The organism is Pseudomonas sp. Ag1 (assembly GCF_000278565.1).
Classification (GTDB): Bacteria; Pseudomonadota; Gammaproteobacteria; order Pseudomonadales; family Pseudomonadaceae; genus Aquipseudomonas.
The window spans coordinates 23958-44084 of the sequence record NZ_AKVH01000082.1; the positions used below are offsets into that span (position 1 = coordinate 23958).

Annotated in this window: 20 protein-coding genes; 10 read left to right on the top strand and 10 right to left on the bottom strand. The window is 60.9% G+C overall.

The window, feature by feature from the left end:
- Nucleotides 1-8 precede the first annotated feature (8 nt).
- Together A462_RS24430 and A462_RS24425 are read right to left on the bottom strand one after the other, a co-directional pair.
- On the bottom strand, nt 9-854 hold the full coding sequence (locus A462_RS24430) for an ureidoglycolate lyase (RefSeq protein WP_008432763.1): 846 nt from the start codon (nt 852-854) through the stop codon (nt 9-11).
- 28 nt (nt 855-882) lie between these two features.
- Complete coding sequence (locus tag A462_RS24425) at nt 883-1623, bottom strand: SDR family oxidoreductase (RefSeq protein ID WP_008432765.1); 741 nt, start codon at nt 1621-1623, stop codon at nt 883-885.
- Nucleotides 1624-1857: 234 nt separating this feature from the next.
- Here A462_RS24425 and A462_RS24420 point away from each other — a divergent pair, with 234 nt between their 5' ends.
- The 6 genes from A462_RS24420 (at nt 1858) to A462_RS0132345 (ending at nt 9750) form a co-directional block, all read left to right on the top strand.
- The gene (locus tag A462_RS24420) at nt 1858-2619 is read left to right on the top strand and encodes a FadR/GntR family transcriptional regulator (RefSeq protein WP_008432767.1); all 762 of its coding nucleotides are present in this window, start codon (nt 1858-1860) and stop codon (nt 2617-2619) included.
- On the top strand, nt 2616-3605 hold the full coding sequence (locus A462_RS24415) for a diaminopimelate epimerase (RefSeq protein ID WP_008432769.1): 990 nt from the start codon (nt 2616-2618) through the stop codon (nt 3603-3605). The genes A462_RS24420 and A462_RS24415 overlap by 4 nt, the downstream gene beginning before the upstream one ends.
- 311 nt (nt 3606-3916) lie before the next feature.
- Complete coding sequence (locus A462_RS24410) at nt 3917-5959, top strand: type VI secretion system Vgr family protein (protein WP_032899039.1); 2043 nt, start codon at nt 3917-3919, stop codon at nt 5957-5959.
- The gene (locus A462_RS24405; RefSeq protein WP_008432771.1) at nt 5959-6801 is read left to right on the top strand and encodes a DUF4123 domain-containing protein; all 843 of its coding nucleotides are present in this window, start codon (nt 5959-5961) and stop codon (nt 6799-6801) included. The genes A462_RS24410 and A462_RS24405 overlap by 1 nt, the downstream gene beginning before the upstream one ends.
- Nucleotides 6794-7588: a hypothetical protein gene (locus A462_RS24400; RefSeq protein ID WP_008432772.1), complete on the top strand. Its 795-nt coding sequence runs from the start codon at nt 6794-6796 to the stop codon at nt 7586-7588. The genes A462_RS24405 and A462_RS24400 overlap by 8 nt, the downstream gene beginning before the upstream one ends.
- Nucleotides 7589-7599: 11 nt before the next feature.
- Nucleotides 7600-9750 (top strand): lipase family protein, encoded by a 2151-nt coding sequence (locus tag A462_RS0132345; protein ID WP_032899041.1) that lies wholly within the window; start codon nt 7600-7602, stop codon nt 9748-9750.
- 2 nt (nt 9751-9752) lie between these two features.
- On the opposite strand, the gene codA is transcribed toward A462_RS0132345, so the two are convergent.
- The 7 genes from codA to A462_RS24365 all read right to left on the bottom strand — a co-directional run bounded on the left by codA (nt 9753) and on the right by A462_RS24365 (nt 16492).
- Complete coding sequence (gene codA, locus A462_RS24395; protein ID WP_008432776.1) at nt 9753-10988, bottom strand: cytosine deaminase; 1236 nt, start codon at nt 10986-10988, stop codon at nt 9753-9755.
- Between the two features lie 27 nt (nt 10989-11015).
- The gene (locus A462_RS24390; RefSeq protein WP_003219540.1) at nt 11016-12233 is read right to left on the bottom strand and encodes a PucR family transcriptional regulator; all 1218 of its coding nucleotides are present in this window, start codon (nt 12231-12233) and stop codon (nt 11016-11018) included.
- On the bottom strand, nt 12230-13498 hold the full coding sequence (codB, locus tag A462_RS24385; RefSeq protein ID WP_003219542.1) for a cytosine permease: 1269 nt from the start codon (nt 13496-13498) through the stop codon (nt 12230-12232). The genes A462_RS24390 and codB overlap by 4 nt, the downstream gene beginning before the upstream one ends.
- A 201-nt stretch (nt 13499-13699) precedes the next feature.
- Entirely contained in the window at nt 13700-14323 is a 624-nt protein-coding gene (locus tag A462_RS24380; protein WP_008432778.1) for an NUDIX hydrolase, read from the bottom strand.
- 10 nt (nt 14324-14333) lie between these two features.
- Nucleotides 14334-14786, bottom strand: a complete 453-nt coding sequence (locus tag A462_RS24375) for a GNAT family N-acetyltransferase (protein ID WP_008432780.1) — start codon at nt 14784-14786, stop codon at nt 14334-14336.
- Nucleotides 14787-14875: 89 nt separating this feature from the next.
- Entirely contained in the window at nt 14876-15232 is a 357-nt protein-coding gene (gene queD, locus A462_RS24370; RefSeq protein ID WP_003190259.1) for a 6-carboxytetrahydropterin synthase QueD, read from the bottom strand.
- 180 nt (nt 15233-15412) lie between these two features.
- Nucleotides 15413-16492 (bottom strand): hypothetical protein, encoded by a 1080-nt coding sequence (locus A462_RS24365; protein WP_003219547.1) that lies wholly within the window; start codon nt 16490-16492, stop codon nt 15413-15415.
- Nucleotides 16493-16651: 159 nt separating this feature from the next.
- On the opposite strand from A462_RS24365, the gene A462_RS24360 reads away from it, so the two are divergent.
- Genes A462_RS24360 through A462_RS24345 form a run of 4 tightly spaced genes read left to right on the top strand, consistent with a single transcriptional unit; the run spans nt 16652 to nt 19264 of the window.
- Nucleotides 16652-16960, top strand: coding sequence for a PepSY domain-containing protein (locus A462_RS24360; RefSeq protein WP_008432789.1), 309 nt, complete (start codon nt 16652-16654; stop codon nt 16958-16960).
- Nucleotides 16960-17283 (top strand): PepSY domain-containing protein, encoded by a 324-nt coding sequence (locus A462_RS24355; protein ID WP_008432790.1) that lies wholly within the window; start codon nt 16960-16962, stop codon nt 17281-17283. The genes A462_RS24360 and A462_RS24355 overlap by 1 nt, the downstream gene beginning before the upstream one ends.
- Nucleotides 17283-17951, top strand: a complete 669-nt coding sequence (locus A462_RS24350) for a response regulator transcription factor (RefSeq protein WP_003219550.1) — start codon at nt 17283-17285, stop codon at nt 17949-17951. The genes A462_RS24355 and A462_RS24350 overlap by 1 nt, the downstream gene beginning before the upstream one ends.
- On the top strand, nt 17948-19264 hold the full coding sequence (locus A462_RS24345) for a sensor histidine kinase (protein ID WP_008432791.1): 1317 nt from the start codon (nt 17948-17950) through the stop codon (nt 19262-19264). Before A462_RS24350 ends, A462_RS24345 begins: the two co-directional genes overlap by 4 nt.
- An 89-nt stretch (nt 19265-19353) precedes the next feature.
- Here A462_RS24345 and A462_RS35185 read toward each other — a convergent pair whose 3' ends face one another.
- On the bottom strand, nt 19354-20109 hold the full coding sequence (locus tag A462_RS35185) for a methyl-accepting chemotaxis protein (protein ID WP_371132963.1): 756 nt from the start codon (nt 20107-20109) through the stop codon (nt 19354-19356).
- Nucleotides 20110-20127 lie beyond the last annotated feature (18 nt).

The window sequence follows — 20127 nt, forward strand, 5'->3', positions numbered from 1 at the left end:
GTCTCTTGTCAGGCGTCGACCGTGGTCTGGTTCTGTTCGCCGAGGCCTTCGATACCCAGGCGGATTTTTTGCCCGGGCTTGAGGTAGACCGGCGTGGGCTTGATCCCCAGGCCGACACCGGGCGGGGTGCCGGTGGAAATCACATCCCCCGGTTGCAGGCTCATGAACTGGCTGAGGTAGCTGATCAGTTTGGGGATCTGGAAAATCATCGTGCGGGTGTTGCCGTTCTGGTAGCGGTGGCCGTCGACTTCCAGCCAGATCGACAGTTGGTGCGGGTCGGCGATCTCATCGCGGCTGACCAGCCAGGGGCCGAGCGGGCCGAAGGTGTCGCAGCCCTTGCCCTTGTCCCAGGTGCCGCCGCGTTCCAGCTGGAACTCGCGCTCGGAGACATCGTTGATCACGCAGTAGCCGGCCACGTGCTGCATGGCCTGGCTTTCCTCGATGTAGCGGCCACCCTGGCCGATCACCACGCCCAACTCCACTTCCCAGTCGGTCTTGGTGGAGTGGCGGGGGATTTCGATGGTGTCGTTGGGGCCGACGATGGCGCTGGTCCACTTGTTGAAGATGATCGGTTCGTCAGGGATGGGGGCGCCGGTTTCGGCAGCGTGATCGGCGTAGTTCAGGCCGATGCAGATGAATTTGCCTACCTGGCCGACACAGGCGCCCAAACGCGGATTGCCCGGTACCAGGGGCAGGCTCGCGGGGTCGAGTTCTTGCAGGCGAGCGAGGTTGTGCGGGAGCAGGGCGTCACCGGCGATATCACTGATGTGAGCGGACAAGTCACGCAGACGTCCATCAGCGTCCAGCAGGGCCGGGCGTTCCTGACCTTTTTCACCATAGCGCAGCAATTTCATGAGCAATCCTCTTATTGGAAGTGGGCGGTCAGTTGCTCCAGCCGCCGTCAATGATCTGGGTGGTGCCGGTGGTAAACGCGCTGGCATCGGAGCCAAGGTACAGCGCCAGCTGGGCAATTTCCTGGGGCGTGCCCAGGCGTCCCATCGGCTGGCGCGCGGTGAAGGCGGCGTACACCTCGTCCTGTTGACGGCCTTCATGGCGGGCTTGTTCGACGATGCGCTGCTGCAGCGAAGGCGACTCCACGGTGCCCGGGCAGATAGCGTTGCAGCGGATGCGTTGGGTGACAAAGTCGGCCGCGACGGATTTTGTCAGGCCGATGACGGCCGCCTTGCTGGCGCAATAGGCAAAGCGGTTGGGCACGCCCTTGAGGCTGGAGGCCACCGACGACATGTTGATGATCGAGCCGCCGCCCGCCGCCAGCATCCCCGGCAGAAACGCGCGGATCATGCGGTACATGGCGGTGACGTTCAGGTCCAGGGCAAACGTCCAGTCGCTTTCCGGGCATTCGAGGATATTGCCGGCATGCACCACGCCTGCGCAGTTGAACAGCACATCGAGCGGGCCGATCTCGGCAGCAAGGCGTTGAATAGCGCTGGCGTCGGTGACGTCGAGCAAGACCGTTTGCGCGCCCGACAAGTCAGCGAGCGCCTGTTGATTGATGTCGGCTGCAATCACTTCGGCCCCTGCCGCCAGATAGGCTTCGACGCTGGCGCGGCCAATGCCCTGGGCGGCGGCGGTGATCAGCACGCGTTTACCGGTGAGGTCCATGACAGACTCCCTTGATTATTGTTATTGGCTCAATGGTCAGGCCATTGAGGGCGTGAAACACCTGCATCTGCGGCATAGCGAACCCTGGTGGGTTTGCTATGATCAGCACACTGGAAACGATCCAATGGTCAGGCCATTGATCCAATTTTTAGCATGGGTCATCCCGGTCAACAAGCGGCTTTTTTGCGGGTTGATCGCTTTGACCGTGCTGTGCATGAATCGAGCTGAGCCTAGATGCCATTTCAAGTGATTGATAACCAACGTCTTTATCGACAGATTGCCGACCAGTTGCGGGCGTTGATCGACAGCGGAGAATTTCCGCCGGGCAGTCGACTTCCCGCTGAGCGTGAACTTGCCAAACTGCTGGGCGTGAGTCGCGCTTCCGTGCGTGAGGCGATGATTGCCCTGGAGGTGATCGGCCTGGTAGACGTGCGGGTGGGCAACGGCGTGCTGGTGTGTGAACCCGTGCAACCGACAGTCAGCCAGGAACCGGTGATGGCCCAGGCCACCCGGGATCAATGGAAAGAGTTCGATCCGGAACTCAACCTGCACGTCGACTTCAATGCCGAGATTCCACCGTTTTCCCTGCTCCAGGCCCGTCGCCTGATTGAGCCGGAAGCCGCCGCCCTGGCCGCCAAACATGCCACCGACGAAGAGCTGGCGGGGATCCGCGAGGCCTTCGAGCGTAATGTGCAGGACAACCGCGACGGCTCCCATACCCATCCGGGCGATCGCCTGTTTCACATTCGCATCGCCCAGGCCTCGGGCAATCCGGCGTATGCGTTGATGATTGCGCATTTGCTGGGGCATCGTTACGGCAGCATGTTCCAGCGGTTGCAGGCGCATTACACCTCGGACGACATGCCCCATCGCTCGGAAGACGAGCACCGCAAGATCCTTGATGCACTGGAATTGCGAGACGTGGAGGGTGCGCGACAGGCGATGCGCAAGCACCTGGAAGAGGTGGTACGGATTTTCATGCGGACAGCGCAATGAGCGTTTTCTATGACGCCCGCGGCAATATCTACGGCGTAGTGAGCCCGGAGCATTTACGCAGCAAGGGTATCGACGTGCCGGACCGTGCCGACTTGGCCGCTGGCACCCGAGGTGTTTGGGCATTGGCGGCGATTGCCGCCGAGTGCGGTTGGGATGAGTTGCCGCGCCCGGCAGAGGCCAAGGCGCATCGCTGTGACGGCTTGTTGGTGGGGCCGTTCCAGGCCGCGCCGCCTTTTGACCTGTTGATCGTCAACACCGACGGTTCCCTGGCCGAACGCAGTGGCAATGGCCTGACGATCTTCGCCCAGTCGTTGACCGACCAGGGATTGATGGCGCAAGGCTGTGAGTTGCGGGTGCATCACGACAAGACAGACGCACTGTCGCCGGTGGTTACGCGGGTTGAGCCGGCGGAGTACGAACAGGTGCAGGGCTTTTGGCTGACGCTGGGGCGTCCCGAGTTCGGGCCTTTGGCGGTAGGGGCTGTTGGTGTGGGCGCGGTCTCGCTTGAGGGAACTGAGGTGAGCCATGTTTCGCCACTGGCTGCGCTCAACCCCGAGTGGAATCACAGCCAGTTTGTGCGTGTGGGCAACCCGCATTGTGTGACGCTGGTACAGGACGCGTCAGCGTTGCCGGACAACGCCCAGTTGCATCGATCAGCCTGGTTCGATCCGCTGAGGGCGATTGCTTTCGCATCACCTGCCGGGGCCGGCCAACCTTGTATTTCCGGGGTCAACCTGCAATGGGTCGCCCGGGATTCAGGCAATCGCGTGATCGCGCGGGTGTTTGAGCGTGGTGAGGGGCCCACGGCGTCCTCCGGGACCAGCGCCAGTGCGGTGGCATGCGCCGCCTGGTCTGTAGGATGGGTGACGGCGGGTCAGGTGGCGGTGGTGATGCCGGGCGGTACCGCACCCGTACGGTTGCAAGCAGAGCCGGGTGAGTTGCTGAGCGTTAGCCTGTTCGGGACTGCGCGGCTGCAGGAAGTTTGAAAAAGGCAGTGGCGGGCTTAATCATCTTTGTCAGCTGTTTCTCTATAAATAAGCAGCTCTGGTGAATGGTGGTGTAAGAGTATTCTCGTTAGTCAGTACTGGCTGTTTAACTGCATTTCTGTATTTATAAAAGACCCTTCCAATATCAATGTACGAATCTTCTTTTTTATTTTGAGGCGGCCGAATTTCGCCTGAAATCGCTAGTATTCCTGGGGTTCAGGCACTTTTTATCGGCTTCGAATTGAGTGGCTTTATCTGCGTTTTACGGGAGAAGTTATTTCAGCTCGACAATGAATGGCGGGTAACAACGGATGTTCAATACGCTTGTTTCGTCACGTTTCAAACTGGTCGTTGCAGGAATGAACCAGGCATTTCAGGTGCTGGCTTTTAAAGGCAGCGAAACGATTGACCAGCCTTTTTTTATTGAAGTGCAGTGGGTCAGTGAAAACCCCAGCCTGGATCTGGAGAAGTTGCTTCACCAACCGGCCTATCTGGATTTTGGCGAGCCCGGTGAAGGCCTGCACGGGCAAATCTACAGCATTGGCCGGGAAGGCCCGGGGCAGCGGCTGACCCGCTACCACCTCACCCTTGCGCCGCGCGTGGCGTACCTGGCTCATCGTTGCGACCAGCGGATTTTCCAGCAGCGCAGCGTGCCGCAAATTATCGCGGCAGTGCTTGAGCAGCACGGCATCCTTGCTGATGCCTATACCTTCGAACTGGGGCCGGTGGTTTACCCACCGCGTACGTTCTGTGTGCAATACGCGGAAACCGACCTGCACTTTATCCAGCGGCTGTGCGAGGAAGAGGGCATTCACTACCACTTTCGCCACAGTGCAGACGCCCATGTACTGGTGTTGGGTGATGACCAGACGGTGTTTCGTCGTTTGCCGGCGCAACGCTACTGCCCGGCCGGGGGCCCGGCTGCCGAAACGCTGGTGATCCAGCGTTTCGATGTGCGCCTGGCCACGCGCAGTGCTCAGGTTGTTCGGCGTGACTACGACTTCGAACATCCGTCGCTGCGCTTGCAGGAGCAGGCCGGATCTTTCCCGGCACTTGAAGACTATCAATACCCTGCGGGATTCACGGGGCATCTGCGAGGTTCGCAGTTGGCCCGGCGTGGCCTGGAACGTCATCAACGCGACCGTCATCGGGCCCTGGGCCGCAGTGACCAGCCGGCTTTGCGCAGCGGGCATTTCCTGGAACTGCGCGGCCATCCGGACCGCACCTGTAATGACTTGTGGCTGATCACCGGCGTGCGTCACGAAGGCTATCAACCGCAGGTGCTGGAGGAGGCGGTGGTGGATGTCGAGGCATTCCACGGCTACCGCAATCGATTTACCGCAACGCCCTGGCGCGCCGCTTACCGCCCGCCGCTCAAGCACGTCAAACCGCGTATCAGTGGCAGCCAGACCGCAACCGTCACCGGGCCCGAGGGTGAAGACGTGCATTGCGACGCTCACGGCCGGGTGAAAATTCGCTTTCATTGGGACCGCCTGGACCAGCACGACGACAAGAGCAGCTGCTGGGTGCGTGTGGCGTCCGGATGGGCGGGTGACAGCTATGGCGCGGTGATGATCCCGCGTGTGGGCATGGAGGTACTGGTGACGTTCCTGGAAGGTGATCCAGATCGGCCAGTGATCAATGGTTGCCTGCCCAATACCTTGCAGCCTGTTGCCTATCCGTTGCCCCAACACAAGACCCGCAGTGTGCTACGCAGCCGCAGTTCGCCGGGCGGGACGGGGGCCAACGAGCTGCACCTCGAGGACCGCAGCGGCCAGGAACTCATCTACCTGCGCGCCCAACGCGATCTGGAGCAGCAGGTCGGCCACGACAGTCGGCTGGAGGTGGTGGGCGAACGTCGGGAAACCATCCACGGCTTGAGTGCCACCACCCTGGGAGGCGAGGAACACCGCAGCATCGCCGGCGACCGCAAGGTTCGGCTTGGGGCTGATGATCACTTGCACGTGCAGGGCAACAGCCAGACCCTTGTCGGCCAGACCCTGGTGATCGAAGCGGGGCAACAGGTCCATTTGAAGGCCGGTGCCAACCTGGTTATCGATGCCGGTGCGCAGTTGAGCTTCAAGGCCGGTGGTGAGCATTTGCTGATTCAGGCCGGAGGGATTTTCAGCAGTCGGCCGATCACGTTGGGCGGTGTGCCTGACGGGACTCGAACAGCCAGCCCAGTTGGACCGGGTGACGTGGCTGCTGCGTCCGCATTTGCAGCGGATGGGCCGAAGGTTTCGGTTATCCAGGGCGCAGTCATGGAGCTGGCCAGAAGACTGGATGCGGACTTCTGTCCAGTGTGCGAGCGCTGCCGTGAAGGCCTGTGCGAATCCACCGGGAGGGCGGCTTGATGGCGATCGCGCCTGGCCAGTGGATGGCTGAACAGCAGCAGGCAGGGCGCCGGCTGTGCCTGGTTCTACAGGGTGAAAGCGATGCGCGTGGGGTACTGCTGGCGACACGCACGGTCGCTGAGTATCGCAGCCTCTATGGTGAAACCGTCGCATCGGAAATGGCGGCGGATGGACCGATGCTCCTGTTGCTCGACCATGTCAACGAGCCCGCATTGGTGGGTTTGTTGCAAAACCCTCAGCGTAATTGGGGCTGGTTGGGCAGCCTGCCGGGTGATGATTTATCGGGTGTTACCCGGCACTGGCGCGACAGGTTGGTAGTGGGAGCGGCGGGCAGTCAGGCGCTGTACCGCTTCCACGATAACCGCACCTTGGCGCGGGCCTTGGTTCACCTGCCTGCTCGGGACTGGCCTGTTTTTCTCGGGCCGCTGATCGGCGTGTGTTACTGGCAGGGTGAGCGTTGGAGTTGTGTCGATAACCCGGCTCCGGGGGGGTATCCGGTACCCGATCCTGCGCCGTGGCTGGAGGTGCCGAATCCCCAGGCGGGAGTGATTCTGCAAGCCAATATCCTGCGTTACCTGCTGGCCGAGTACAGCGAGGCGTTGAGCGCACTGGTTGAGTTTCAAGACCCGAGAATCTGGTTGGCGCAGGTGCTGGAGCAAGCGCGGGCCTGGCAATGGGACAGGCCGGAACAGCTGGAGTTTTTGGTGGTGCGGCGCTTGGTGGAGGCCACTGGGGACGTGCTTGTTCGATGGCAACCGATGCAGGGGGAAGTGGCAGAGGATCATTTTCAGCGGGTGGTTGGGGAGTGGCGTCGGGTGGAGCGGGAGCAGCAGGATGCGTAGGGGATTTATGTCGGGCGTGTGGCGAGGGCTGTTCGTTTGTGGCGGGCTGGCTGTTTCTGGCTGTGCGATGAAACCGGCGGATAGTTTCACCCTGGAAGTCGATTTGCCGGCGAATTTTCGCTTCAAGAGTGATGCGGCTTATCGACCGGCAACGGGTGAGAACTGCACATTACCCAAACGCCGGGGCAAGCGGCCGGAGGACAAGGTTTTTGAAACCCTCGGCAAGCCGGTCGCCAATCGGGTGAGCTTTGAAGTACCACTGACGGAAGTGGTGGATGGGTGCCCGTTGGTGTTACGCAGTATTACGTTTGATATGTACGCGAAGTGGGGGGAGCGGTCGGCGGATGTCGGGGGGGATTTCGCAATTATTAATGTGCGGGATCGGTTGGAAGAGGGTATGGCCGGAATGCCTGAGCCGGGTGTTCAGGAGTTATGGGGGCGGTGTCAGTGGTTTTTCAGGACGATCGGACCGCTGCATGCGATCAGGAAAATCCTTATGTGTAATTCGTTGGACGCCATTGGACAGCCGAGTAAGTCACGAGCAGGAGGCTTTGTACAACGGGATCAGTTAGAGGGGAAAACACTGAGGATGGTGCTGGCAGTAGCAAGCGAGGAGCTACCCGCTGTAGACGACAACTGGGTTGCCGTTCCGGGAGGCTGGAGACGTTGTATGGGGGAAAGCTTGGACGATGTGTTTGCGTATTGCCGTGGGAATACTACTGATTTCAAAGCTATCAAAATGCCGGATGGACGCGTATGCGACGTCTATCCAACGTGTACAGAATAGGAGGCTTATTCATGAAACAGGATGCATGGAAGCAACCGTTTTTTAGCGACAAGGCACCTGCTTGTTCGTTAAGAGGACATTGGGCAAGTTTCTGCTTAGTAGATGAGTTTGGGGACGGAAAGGCCTACGGCGGTCTGCCTTACACATTTTATGACAGTGCGGGGTGTGAGTACTTCGGTCGTTTGGATGGTGAGGGCTTTGCCAGGCGAGATGATTTTTACTGTGGTCCGCTCGTCATTAAGTTGGATGAACACTACTCCGGTTCAGAAAAGCCTTATACCGATTTGATGACGCGTCTGGCTTACAAGCTACCCATCACCGAGCTCCAGGTTCGTGCGGAACAAACCCGCTTTCTCCGGGCCGATGGCCAGCGTGTCGAACGAAGCCTTTCGAAAAATCAGACGGACCTGTTCTATCAGGTCGAAGTACGTGATCTGGTCCGATACGCCGCTCACTTGCCACGCATCGTATCCCGTACTCATCGGCCCCCGCGACATGCACTAAAAATGATGGCCGACCTTGGATTCGGGCCACCCCAGCCGACGTTGGTTGGTGTCGTTTTATTTCCCAACCGGCACACAGTACTTGAGGTTCGCCCATTGCGAGCACTGCGCCCTATGCTGTCCATCGAGGATCAATTCTGTGCCTTGAACCTCTATCAGTTGGCGCTTATGTCCACGTTGAGCTATTGCGATTTTGGACAGGAGCCCCCAGCAAAACCCATAGACCAAGTCAGCTTTCAACGGGACCCTAGCGTCGGTCATTTCTTTGCCGACAGACTATCGGGCTATCAGGAACCCTGGAAGGTCGATGCTAAGCAAGTACAACACTTTTATCCGTTATTGGAAGAGGTACCGTATTCCCTGCGTTTCGAAATTTTGCCCTTCGATCCTGAGTTGTATCAGCAAAATCGCTCCGAGTTGGGTGAAGAGCAGGAACATCCAGCACGTCTGCACTTTTTCGACGACGAAAAGGATGGCACTGATACTCAGGCATTTATCAGTCATCACGATGAAGTGATCATTATTGCCGTAAGGGGCACGGCCAGCGGAGTCGACATACTGAGGGATGTAAATGCCCATCAAGTGAATTTCATTGATGGTGTCGGCAAGGCTCATGAAGGCTTTTACCAGGCTTATCAAGCCATGCATGATTTTGTACGGCGCTACCTTGACCAATTTTATACAGGGCAGCGCATCGTGATTTGCGGGCACAGCCTCGGCGGTGCGATTGCCTTGTTACTGGCTGAGGGATTACGTCGAACCGAAGATACCCACTACAACATCCTCCTATACACCTACGGAGCCCCCCGAGCTGCCGACTCCGAATTCACCGACGGTGCCTCCGCTCTGGTGCACCACCGCATCGTCAATCACAGTGACCCTGTCCCGAGTGTGCCTGCGCCCTGGATGAACACCACCGCCAAAATCTGGATTCCTGGCGCCGTGGTGCTATTCAGTAACCCTGCGCCCGGGGGCCTGCTGTTTGCCTTGGGCCTGGTACGGCTGACCGGCAACCCTTACCAGCATCACGGCGCGCAGCAGCACTTCATGCCGATACTCCTACCGGACGGTACACGGTCCTCCGTTTTGTGGACCCCTGGCTGTGAATCCATTGAGGACGCAGCCTGCAAACGCGCATTGAGGCTCAATGGCGATATGCCGGATCGCGCCAACCTCATCAAACAGCTTGTTCAGAGTGCCCATCACTCCATGGTCGTCAGCTACATCCCCGCCGCCTGGGCCACGTTGCGCCGCTGGCAACAAACACTCGACACCCATGGCACCCTCGTAACTGCCCGTGAGTTTGAACTGATCGACGAAGCCCTATTCACCATGCAGCACCAGCTACGGGAGCAACGAAAGAAACTGGATCTGCATCGCCCTGCCAACCAGCGTGGCTACGAACACCACGACCCCTTGAGCCAGGAAGTCGACCGGCTGAAAGACAGTCGCGACCGCCTGGCAACCCTCCGCTGGCGCCGCCTCCAGGCCCGCGACGTCTACGGCAGCCACGCTTCATCCCCAACCCTGCAATCCAGCCTGAAACGCTGGTTCGCTCACCCGCAAAATCGCGTACTCACCCAAGTGGCGAGCATCCCGCCACAATCGGATGATGGCTGGGGAAAGCCACAAACCCTCGATATAGATTCAATTGTATGAGCCTACAAAAACTCCACCTGCGCCGGCCGGCGTTTCATCAACACTTTGCCCGCGCGAATCGAATACAACGGCAAGCCCTGGCTGCGAATCACTTCATAGTCGCTGTCTGCAGACAGGATCAACAGGTTCGCCGGGCGTCCCGGTTCCAGGCCATAACAATCCCCCAGGGCCATCGCCCGGGCGCTGTTGTCGGTGACCAGGTCGAGGGCACTTTGCAGGTTGCGGTAGCCAAGCATGTGGCAGATATGCAACCCGGCTTCCAGCACCCGCAAAATGTTGCCGTTACCCAAGGGATACCAAGGGTCGACGATGGAGTCCTGGCCGAAGCAGACGTTCATGCCAGCCTCCAGCAGTTCGTTGACCCGGGTCACGCCGCGGCGTTTGGGGAAAGTGTCGAAGCGGCCCTGCAAGTGGATGCTTTCGGTAGGGCAGGAGACAAAGCTGATGCCCGAATGCCCCAGCAGGCGGAAGAGTTTGGCGCAGTAAGCATTGTCGTAGGAGCCCATGGCCGTGGTGTGGCTGGCGGTCACGCGGGCGCCCATGTCACGGCTGCGGGCTTCTTCGGCCAGCACTTCAAGAAAGCGCGAGTGTGGGTCGTCGGTTTCGTCGCAGTGCACATCGACCAGGCAACCGGTGCGTTCGGCCAGGTCCATCAGGAACTTCACCGAACTCACCCCTTGGTCACGGGTGTATTCAAAGTGCGGGATGCCGCCGATCACGTCGGCTCCCAGGCGAATGGCCTCTTCCATCAGCTCGCGGCCATTGCGGTAGGACTCGATGCCTTCCTGGGGGAACGCGACGATTTGCAGGTCGATCAGGTGGCCGCTTTCCTCGCGTACTTCAAGCATGGCCTTGAGCGCGGTGAGGTCCGGGTCGGTGATGTCGACATGGGTGCGCACATGCTGGATGCCATGGGCGGCCAGGGTCTGGATGGTTTTTTTGGAGCGGGTCTTGGTGTCTTCCAGGGTGATGGTGGCCTTGCGCTCGCCCCAGCACTCGATGCCTTCAAACAGGGTGCCGCTCATGTTCCAGCGCGGCTCGCCGGCGGTCAGGGTGGCATCGAGGTGAATGTGCGGCTCGACGAAAGGCGGGACCACCAGGTTGCCGGCGGCGTCCAGGTCGTCGGGGCCTGCCAGGGGGGCCGCGCCTTGTTGGGTGATGCTGGCGATCCGGCCGTGTTCCAGGTGCAGATCATGCAGGCCTTCACGGTTGCGCAGGCGGGCGTTGATGATGTGCATGGGCAAGTTCCTCTTGGCAAAAAACAGTCAGGCAGACAGCCGCCAGATCATCAGCGCGATGCCGATGTCCAGGCGGTCATAAGCATTGTCCAGCGTCAGCCCGCACAGGGCTTCGATACGCTGGACGCGGTGCGTCAGGGTGTTGCGGTGAACCGCCAGCCGTTGGGCTGCGGCCACAAGGTTACCATTCTCGTGGAACCAGGCCTCCAGGGTCGGCATCAGGCTTGGGCCATGGTGCAGGTCGTGGCGCAGCAGCGGCCCCAGGCGTTCGTTGAGGAACTGATCGAGCAGGGCGCGATCACGTACGCCACTGAGCAGCTTGAGCACGCCCAACTCATCGTAGACACACAGCCCGGCGCGTTCACTGAACCGTCGCGCAGCGGCCAATGCCTGGCGCGCCTCATCCAGGGCCTGGGCCAGGCGCGCGGGTGGGTGCGCGGCAGCACTCAGGCCGATAAACAGTTTCAACGGTGCCAGGCGCAGATTCAGTGCCTTCAACCAACCCGCCAACAACTGACGGTTGGCCAATGCTGCACCCGCGTCTATCGCAGGCAGCAACAACGTCCATTGTCCGGCACGCCCCAGCACGGGCAGGCGCGACGGATGCTGCGCAGCAAACTGGCGCAGACGGCGGGTAATAGCATCGTGTTGTCGGGCAAGCTGCGTCTCGACCACTGGCGCCTCACCTTGGGCAAACAGCGCGTCGCTGCCGTCCAGTTGCAACTGGACGAGTTGCCAATGGCCGGCCAGCGGCATGTCCAACTGCGCAGCGCGGTGCAGCAGCAAATCCAGGGATTGATAATCACCGGCCAGCAGGCGCTCCAGCACATCGTGTCGCGAGCGCCCCAACTGCTGCGACTGGATCAACGCCGAACCGATGGCCTGGGTCACCAGTACCATCTTCAACGAGTAAGGCTGTTCGATCAGCGGCATGCCCGCCGCTTGCGCCGCTTCCAGCAAACGCTGGGGAATCGCCTGGATATAGTCCGGCCCCGTGAGGATCACCAGGCCGGCGACCTGGCGCTGACAGGCTTCGTCCAGCAGCACCAACAGATTGGCCTCGTCCCGTGGGTGATTGATACCGGTGACGAACACCAGTTCGCCCCCCAGCACCCATTCGGCAATGCCGCTGTTTTCTGCGACATAGGGCCAGCGCACCGTGTTCTCCAGGCCGGCTTCCCCGGCCCGCAGGCACATCGATTCAAGGCCGGGCAAGGCCAGCACATCGGCGACTGTCAGGCTCATGCCTGGACGTCAGCCAAAGGTGCCCGCACCCGCAATACGCTGGTCAGCACGATGTAGGTCAGGGACGCCGCCACGATCCCCACCAACGGCGCCACCCAGGGTGAATGAAAGGCCAGCACCGTACCCACGGCATAGGCGATCAGCCCTGGCCAGTTGAAGGCCGGCAGGCGTGTATCGGCCAGGCGCGGATAGTGGCCGCGGTAGCGATAGAAGAAATCCGCCATGATCACCCCGCCAATCGGTGGGATCACCGTGCCCAGCAGGATCAGGTAGGGCACCAGCATGTCGTACATGCCCAGCAACGCCAGCAGGGTGCCGATCACCGCACCGGCCAGGGTCACCGTTTTGCGGCGCTTGGTGCGCAGCAGGTTGCAGCCGGCGACGGCGAAGTTGTAGATGGTGTTGTCCTGGGTGCTCCAGATATTCAGCAACAGCATCGCCATGGCCGCCATGGCGAAGCCTTGCAGCAGCAACACTTCGACCACGTCGGGCTGCTGGTAGACGATGGCGCCATAGGCACCGATCAACACCATCAAGCCGTTGCCGATAAAGAAGCCGATCAGGCTGGCCAGCACCGCGACCCTGGCCGAGCGTGAGAACCGCGTCCAGTTGGTGGCCTGGGTCGCGCCGCTGACAAAGGTGCCGAACACCAGCGTGATAGCCGTGGACATGTCCAGCTCACCGGTCGGCACCACTGCCAGCAGTCCATCGAGCCCGCCGACCTTGACGGTGGCGACCCACATCGACAGAAACAACAAAATACCCATGGCCGGCACGGCGATGTAGGACAGAATCTCCAACCCGCGATAGCCCACGTAGGCCGTCGCGCAGAACACCATGCCAAACAGCACCATCAGCCCGAGTACGCTGCCCTGGCTCAACTCGAAATACTTGCCCAGTACTACGGCTGCGGTGGCGGTGCCCCAGGCGTACCAGCCGATCTGGGTAAAACCGAGAATCAAGTCGCTCAGCTTGCTGCCCACTTCACCGAAGCAGAAACGCCCCATCAATACTGAATTCAAACCGCTCTTGAACGCGATGTAACCCAGGCCTGCGGCGTAGATACCCAACAGCAGGTTACCCAGGGCCACGACGCCGAGCATCTGGGTAAAGCTGAAGGCCACCCCCAGCTTGCCGCCGGCGAACATGGTCGCGGTAAAAAAGGTAAAGCCCAGCAGCACCATGGCGGTGGAGGCCAGGCCTTTGCGGGCATGCATGGGCACCTCGCTGAGAGGGTAGTCATTGCCCGGTTCGTTCTGCGTCATGTGCCGTTCTCCCTGAATGAGTGACGCAGGCCTATTGCACCCGTCGTGCCAAGTGCGAGGCAGTGACGGGCGCACGGTCAGGACTGTGCAGGTTGCACAGTATTTATAGCCAAACAGGGGAAACACGCAGGCCGGATTGGTCTTTCTGCCCACTCAGGCGCGAAAGCGGTGCAGGGTGATACAAATTGGATCACCCGTTATTCAATCGAACAGGGTGTGAGTGGTCTGCCCGCGATGAAAGGCAAAAGCGGCCTCAAGGTCGCTTTCAATGGTGCGGCCACGGGACAGCGGCGGCAGATCGTCCAGACTGAAGAAGCCAACTTCGGTGGTTTCGAAACCGGCCGCCGGCGCCAGTTGATCAACCCGTTCGCACAGAAAGTAGAGTTTGTAGAAGTCCCGGATATCCGGCCGGTACAAGCCTTTGGCCTTGTGGGTGACGCTGTACAGCGCCTTGGCCGTGACCGTCAGCCCGGCCTCTTCGCGAATTTCCTTGACGATGTTTTCAGCCGCCGACAAACCAATATCCGCATAACCGCCGGGCAATGCCCAGCAGCCATCCGTGAGCTCGCGGACCAACAGGATCCGGTCACCGTCAATCACTGCGCCCCGCACATCAATCATGGGCGTCGAATAACGTTTGGCAAAATCCGGCACCAGCCCGGTGATGCGCTCCAGCGGTACTTCGCCCAATTGCGCCAGCATGCTGTGGGCAATCTGGGCGATTTCCTCGAGGCGCTCGCGCTCGAAGTCATCGGTGCAGAAGTGCAGCCCCGTGGAGGCCAATGCTTGCAGGCGCTTGGCCTGGGCCAGCCAGGTGTTTTCCATGGGAGCTCCTTCAGTGCGAGGCGGTGAGGTCTTTTTGCATGTAGACCCGACGCAGGCCGTTCTCCTCGGCCCGGTGGGTTTCCACATAGCCTTTGCGGGTGTACAGCGCGATGTTTTCGGTCATCGCTTCATTGGTGTAGAGACGGATGGAGCCATGCCTGGCCTGGCGTTCCGCGAAGCCCAGCAACAGGCGCCCGTAACCCAAGCCCTGGGCGCCGGGGTCGACGGCCAGGTTATCCAGCAGCAGGTACTCATCGTGATGAATCAGTACGACAAAGCCGCGGACCTGGCCCGCACTCTCCAGCACATGCACCCGTTCGGCAGCGACCTGCTGGCGATAGTCATCCAGCATCGGCCCTGGCTTGCGCCCGATTCGCTGGATGTAAGGGGAGTAGGCGGCGTGGACGATCGCTTCAATAGCGGCGATATCGTCGCCGGTAGCGGGGCGGATATGGGTTGGCATCGCAGCGCTTCCTGTACAAGAGGCCACGACTGTAAGGGAGTCTCCGGCATAAAAAAACCACCGCAAGGGTGGTTTTTTACATCGCCGGCTTATTCGCCGCGATAGATGCAGCCGCTGGTGCAGGTCTCATGGATGCGAATCGCGCTGAGTTCCGGCAACAGCGGTTTCAGTTCATTCCAGATCCACTTGGCCAGCACTTCGCTGGTGGGGTTTTCGAGGCCCGGGATGTCGTTGAGGTAGTTGTGGTCGAGGCGTTCGTAGAGCGGCTTGAAAATCGCCTTGATCTCCGAGAAGTCACGGATCCAGCCGGTGTGCGGGTCGAGGTCGCCGCTGAGGTGGATCGCCACCTTGAACGAATGGCCATGCAGGCGCCCGCATTTGTGGCCTTCCGGAACGTGGGGCAGGCGGTGGGCGGACTCGAAGGTAAACTCTTTGAAGATTTCCACAGGGTTTTTCAGCTCGGTGAGGTGTCTGGCAGGCGGCGAGTTTAACAGTTTGTCGCGGCCGCGCGCATACCGCGTAGCAGCTGTCGAGCCATGGCGAGGCTGCGTTTGCGATTTGTCTGACAAACCGAGGTGCTGCCGACGCAGCCTCGCTTGGGCTCGACAGCTGCTACGGAGAGGGCGCTAGAGAGCCAGCAGGCGTTCGCCCAATTGGCCATTGTCGGCCAGTTGCAGAAACTCATCCCCCAGCCGCTGGCTTTCGCTCATTGCGGTTTGCCAGTACTTGTTGCGGCCCGGGTCATCCCCCATGAAGCGCTTGAAGTCACTGCGGTCCGGCAGTTTGCCGTGGGGCAGTCGCGCCAGGTATTCCTTCGACGGCGCCAGCAGCAGGACATCCTGCAAACCCTGTTGATTAGCGCGGCGCCACGGCAAGCCTTTGTCGAACCAGCCGGGAATGACCCGGTCGGTGAAGTGCGGGTACAGCACGATGTCATCGCCGTGGTAGGGCAGGTCGAGGTGATAGTCCAGCAGGCCGCCATCGCGGTAAGTGCCTTGGCCTGCACCCGGCAGGTCGCGTACGCCTTGCATCACCATGGGGATCGAACCCGACGCCAGCAAGGCCTGGCGCAGGTTGCCCAGTTCCAGATCAAGGAAGCGCGACGGGAAATCCTTGAGCGCATGCAGCGGTGGCGCCTGGCGTGGGTCGTGGACGATCAGCCGTTCGAAGTGCCGGGACAACCGCGCGCGGCCCCTCAGGTTGTCGGCGATCACCGAGGACAACCCCAAACCAAGCCGACCGCGATGATCGTCGGCGAGCAGGCCATGGCTTTTGACCACCATGATGTTCAGCCGGTAGTGCGGGTTGTCGAGCACGCGGGCATCGCGGCCGGCCAGCAAGTCATCGAGCATGCGCACGCAGCTCTGGCTGACTTCGGCCATGGTCACGCCTTTGGCAAAGCTTTGTGCGTTGTACAGCCGGCCCAGGTCGAGCAGGCCTTGCACCGGGTCGGGCAGGCACGCACTGGCAAACCGCCAGGAGCCTATCGAGGCGCCGATCAGCGCACGCTCGCGGGGCGCCCGGGGCAGCCAGTCACCAAACAGCGCCAGGTCCAGACCCTGGATGCCCAGCGCCTTGGGCCCGCCGGCAGCGCCGGGAAGGATGCCGACGTCCGCAGGCGCAAGCCCCTGCTCACGAATGCGTGCAAAAGCGCGTTTACCGGCCTTGAGGGTCAAGGCGGGGAACTTCATATGGATAGCAGTCATACCGGTCTCATTTACCGCGAGCAGGGCAGTATAGAAAATCTTGCCCGGTTGCAGGCAAAGGTCTCGCAGAGAATTGCCATGGTGGCAATTCAGTTTCAGTTAAGTTGGATCCAGTACCGTGAGCCCCGTAGGCAAAATATCCCGAAACGGAGACTCACCATGAAAACCCTCACAGCCTTGATCGCCAGCAGTATCATCGCCCTCACCGCAGGCGTCGCCCAGGCTCGCGACCTGGGGCCGGACGAAGCACTGAAGTTGCGCGACGCTGGTACCATTGTGTCTTTCGAGAAGCTCAATGCTATCGCACTGGCCAAACATCCCGGCGCCACCGTGCATGAAACCGAGCTTGAAGAGGAATACGGCAAGTACCTTTATCAGGTTGAACTGCGCGACGCCCAGGGCGTCGAGTGGGACCTGGAATTGGACGCCGTCACCGGCGCCGTCCTCAAGGATCATCAGGATACGTAATGAAGGTAAATCTACGCACCAGCGTTCAAGTGGCGCTGGTGCTCCTGGCATTTTGCTCAGGCCTGGCCGCTCGTGACCTGGGCCAGGACGAGGCGCTTCGCCTGCGCCAGGAGGGTGTGATCGCGCCGCTTGAGCATCTGCTGGGCCCGGCTTTCGAGCGCTACCCGGGCGCCAAGCTGCTGGACGCCGAGCTTGAAGAGCACAAGGATCGCCCTGTGCGCTATATCTATGAAATCGAACTATTGACGGTGGAAGGCGTGGTGCGCGAGATCGAACTCGATGCCAACACCGGTCAACTGCTCAAAGACAAGGAAGACGACTGATGCGCCTGCTGCTGGTGGAAGACCACGTACCCCTGGCCGATGAGTTGATGGCCGGGCTCAATCGCCAGGGCTATGCCGTCGACTGGCTGGCGGATGGGCGCGATGCGGTGTATCAGGGGCGCAGCGAACCCTACGACCTGATCATCCTTGACCTCGGCCTGCCGGGTTTGCCCGGGCTTGAGGTGTTGACGCAATGGCGTGCCGCCGGCCTGGCCACGCCGGTGCTGATCCTCACTGCCCGCGACTCCTGGGCCGAGCGCATCGAAGGGCTCAAGGCCGGGGCCGACGACTACCTCAGCAAACCGTTCCATCCCGAAGAGCTGCACCTGCGTATCCAGGCCTTGCTGCGTCGTTCCCATGGCCACGCCAATCAGCCCACCTTGCAGGCTGCCGGCTTGCACCTGGATGAGGGTCGCCAGTGTGTGATGCGTGATGGCGAGGAGATCCAGCTGACCGCGGCCGAGTTTCGGCTGCTGCGTTACTTCATGCTGCACCCCGAGCAAATCCTTTCAAAAAGTCACCTGGCCGAACATTTGTACGATGGCGAGACCGAGCGTGACTCCAATGTGTTGGAGGTCCACGTCAACCACCTGCGCCGCAAATTGGGCCGCAGCGTGATCGAGACCCGGCGCGGCCAGGGTTACCGGTTTGGTGCCAGCCCGGCATGAAGTCGATCCAGCGGCGCCTGAGCCTGGGGCTGATCAGTGTGATGGTGATCGTCGGCCTGGTGCTGGCGCAGACCAGCCTGTGGCTGTTCGAAATGGGCCTGCAACGTTACCTGGAGTCCGGCTTGCGCAACGACAGCGAGAACCTGCTGGTGGCGCTGGTGCGCGGGCCGGCGGGTGTGCAACTGGATGAGCAGCGGTTGTCTCCTGCGTACCAGCGTCCGTTTTCCGGGCACTATTTCCGTATCGATTTTGCCGACACCCATTGGCGTTCCCGCTCGCTGTGGGACCAGGAACTGCCGCAGTTGCCCCACGCCGGGCTCAAGGGCAACCTGCAGTTGGGGCCGGAAGGCCAGCAGTTGCTGGTACTGCGTTCGGACTACAAACGGTTTGGCCAGTCGATTTCCATCAGCGTGGCCCAGGACTACACACCCGTCAGAGAAAGCTTTCGGCTGATGCGCCAGATCGGCCTGGTGCTGGGGCTGGCGGCGCTGTTGCTGATCCTGATTCTGCAACGGGTCACCGTGCGCCGCGCCTTGCGCCCGCTGGAGACCGCACGCAACCAGATCGCCCAACTGCAGCAGGGCCAGCGCTCGCAACTGGATACCCAAGTGCCGGTGGAGTTGGAGCCGCTGGTGGCGCAGATCAACCATCTGCTGGCCCACACCGAAGACAGCCTCAAGCGCTCGCGCAATGCCCTGGGCAATCTCGGCCATGCCTTGAAAACCCCGTTGGCGGTGTTGTTGAGCGTGGCATCCAGTGAACAGCTCAAGGACCATCCGCAACTGAGCAAGCTGCTGCGGGAACAGTTGGAGCAGGTGCAGCAACGGCTTAATCGTGAACTCAATCGTGCCCGCCTGGCCGGAGAGACACTGCCGGGTGCCTTGTTCGATTGCGACGGCGAATTACCGGGGTTGCTCGCGACCCTGAACATGATCCACGGCGAACACCTGGATTTGAGTTACCGCGTGCCGCCCGGTTTGCAATTGCCGTGGGACCGCGAAGACCTGCTGGAACTGTTGGGCAACCTGCTGGACAACGCGTGCAAATGGGCGGATGCGGAGATTGTGTTGAGCATCGGCGAAACCCCGGAAGGCTTTCGGTTGGCTGTCGAAGATGACGGGCCGGGGATTCCCGAGAGCCAGCGTGATCAGGTGTTCAGCCGAGGCACGCGGTTGGATGAGCAGACTGACGGGCATGGTCTGGGGCTGGGGATCGTGCGGGATATTGTCGAGGTGTGGGGCGGGGTGCTTCTGTTGCAGGAGAGCGAGCTGGGCGGGTTAAAGGTCATCATCGACCTGCCACGCCGCCATTGAAAACAAACCGTAGCAGCTGTCGAGCCTCGCCGAGGCTCGACAGCTGCTACGGGATACTCGGGCTGATTGCCGGAGTATCCAGCAGCTCATCAAACCCTGAACTGATCCATCAGGCCCTGCTGCTGATTCGCCAGGCTGTTCAACGCCTGGCTGACCCGCGCCGATTCATTCGCCTGTTCGGACAACGACTCCGTCACATCCCGAATCGTCGCCACGTTGTTGTTGATCTCCTCGGCCACCGCACTTTGCTCTTCGGCGGCGCTGGCGATCTGCAGGTTCATGTCGCTGATTACCGTTACCGCATCGCCGATCTGGCGCAAGGCGGTCACGGCCTGGCCCACTTGTTCGACGCTGCCCTGGGCCTGGCGATGGCTGTTGCTCATGGAACCGACCACTTCCTGGGTACCGCTTTGCAGTTGCTCGATCACCAGGCGGGTTTCCTCCACCGACTCCTGGGTACGTCGCGCCAGGTTGCGCACTTCATCGGCGACCACCGCAAAACCACGACCGGCTTCACCCGCACGGGCGGCCTCGATAGCGGCGTTCAGTGCCAGCAGATTGGTCTGCTCGGCGATTGCACGAATCACTTCCAGTACCGAGCCGATCTTCTCGCTGTTGGCCGCCAGTCCTTCAACCTGGGTCATCGCGGTGCTCATATCCGCCGCCAGGTGGCCGATGCTGGTGGTGGTGCGGTCGATCACGGTCAAACCTTCACGCGTCGCCTGATCGGCATCGCGGGCCGCCTGGGCGGCTTGCGCTGCACTGCGGGCGACGTCCTGGGCGGTGGCGCTCATCTCGTGGGAGGCGGTGGCCACCTGGTCGACCTGACGGTATTGCTGCTCCATGCCGGCACTGGTTTCAGT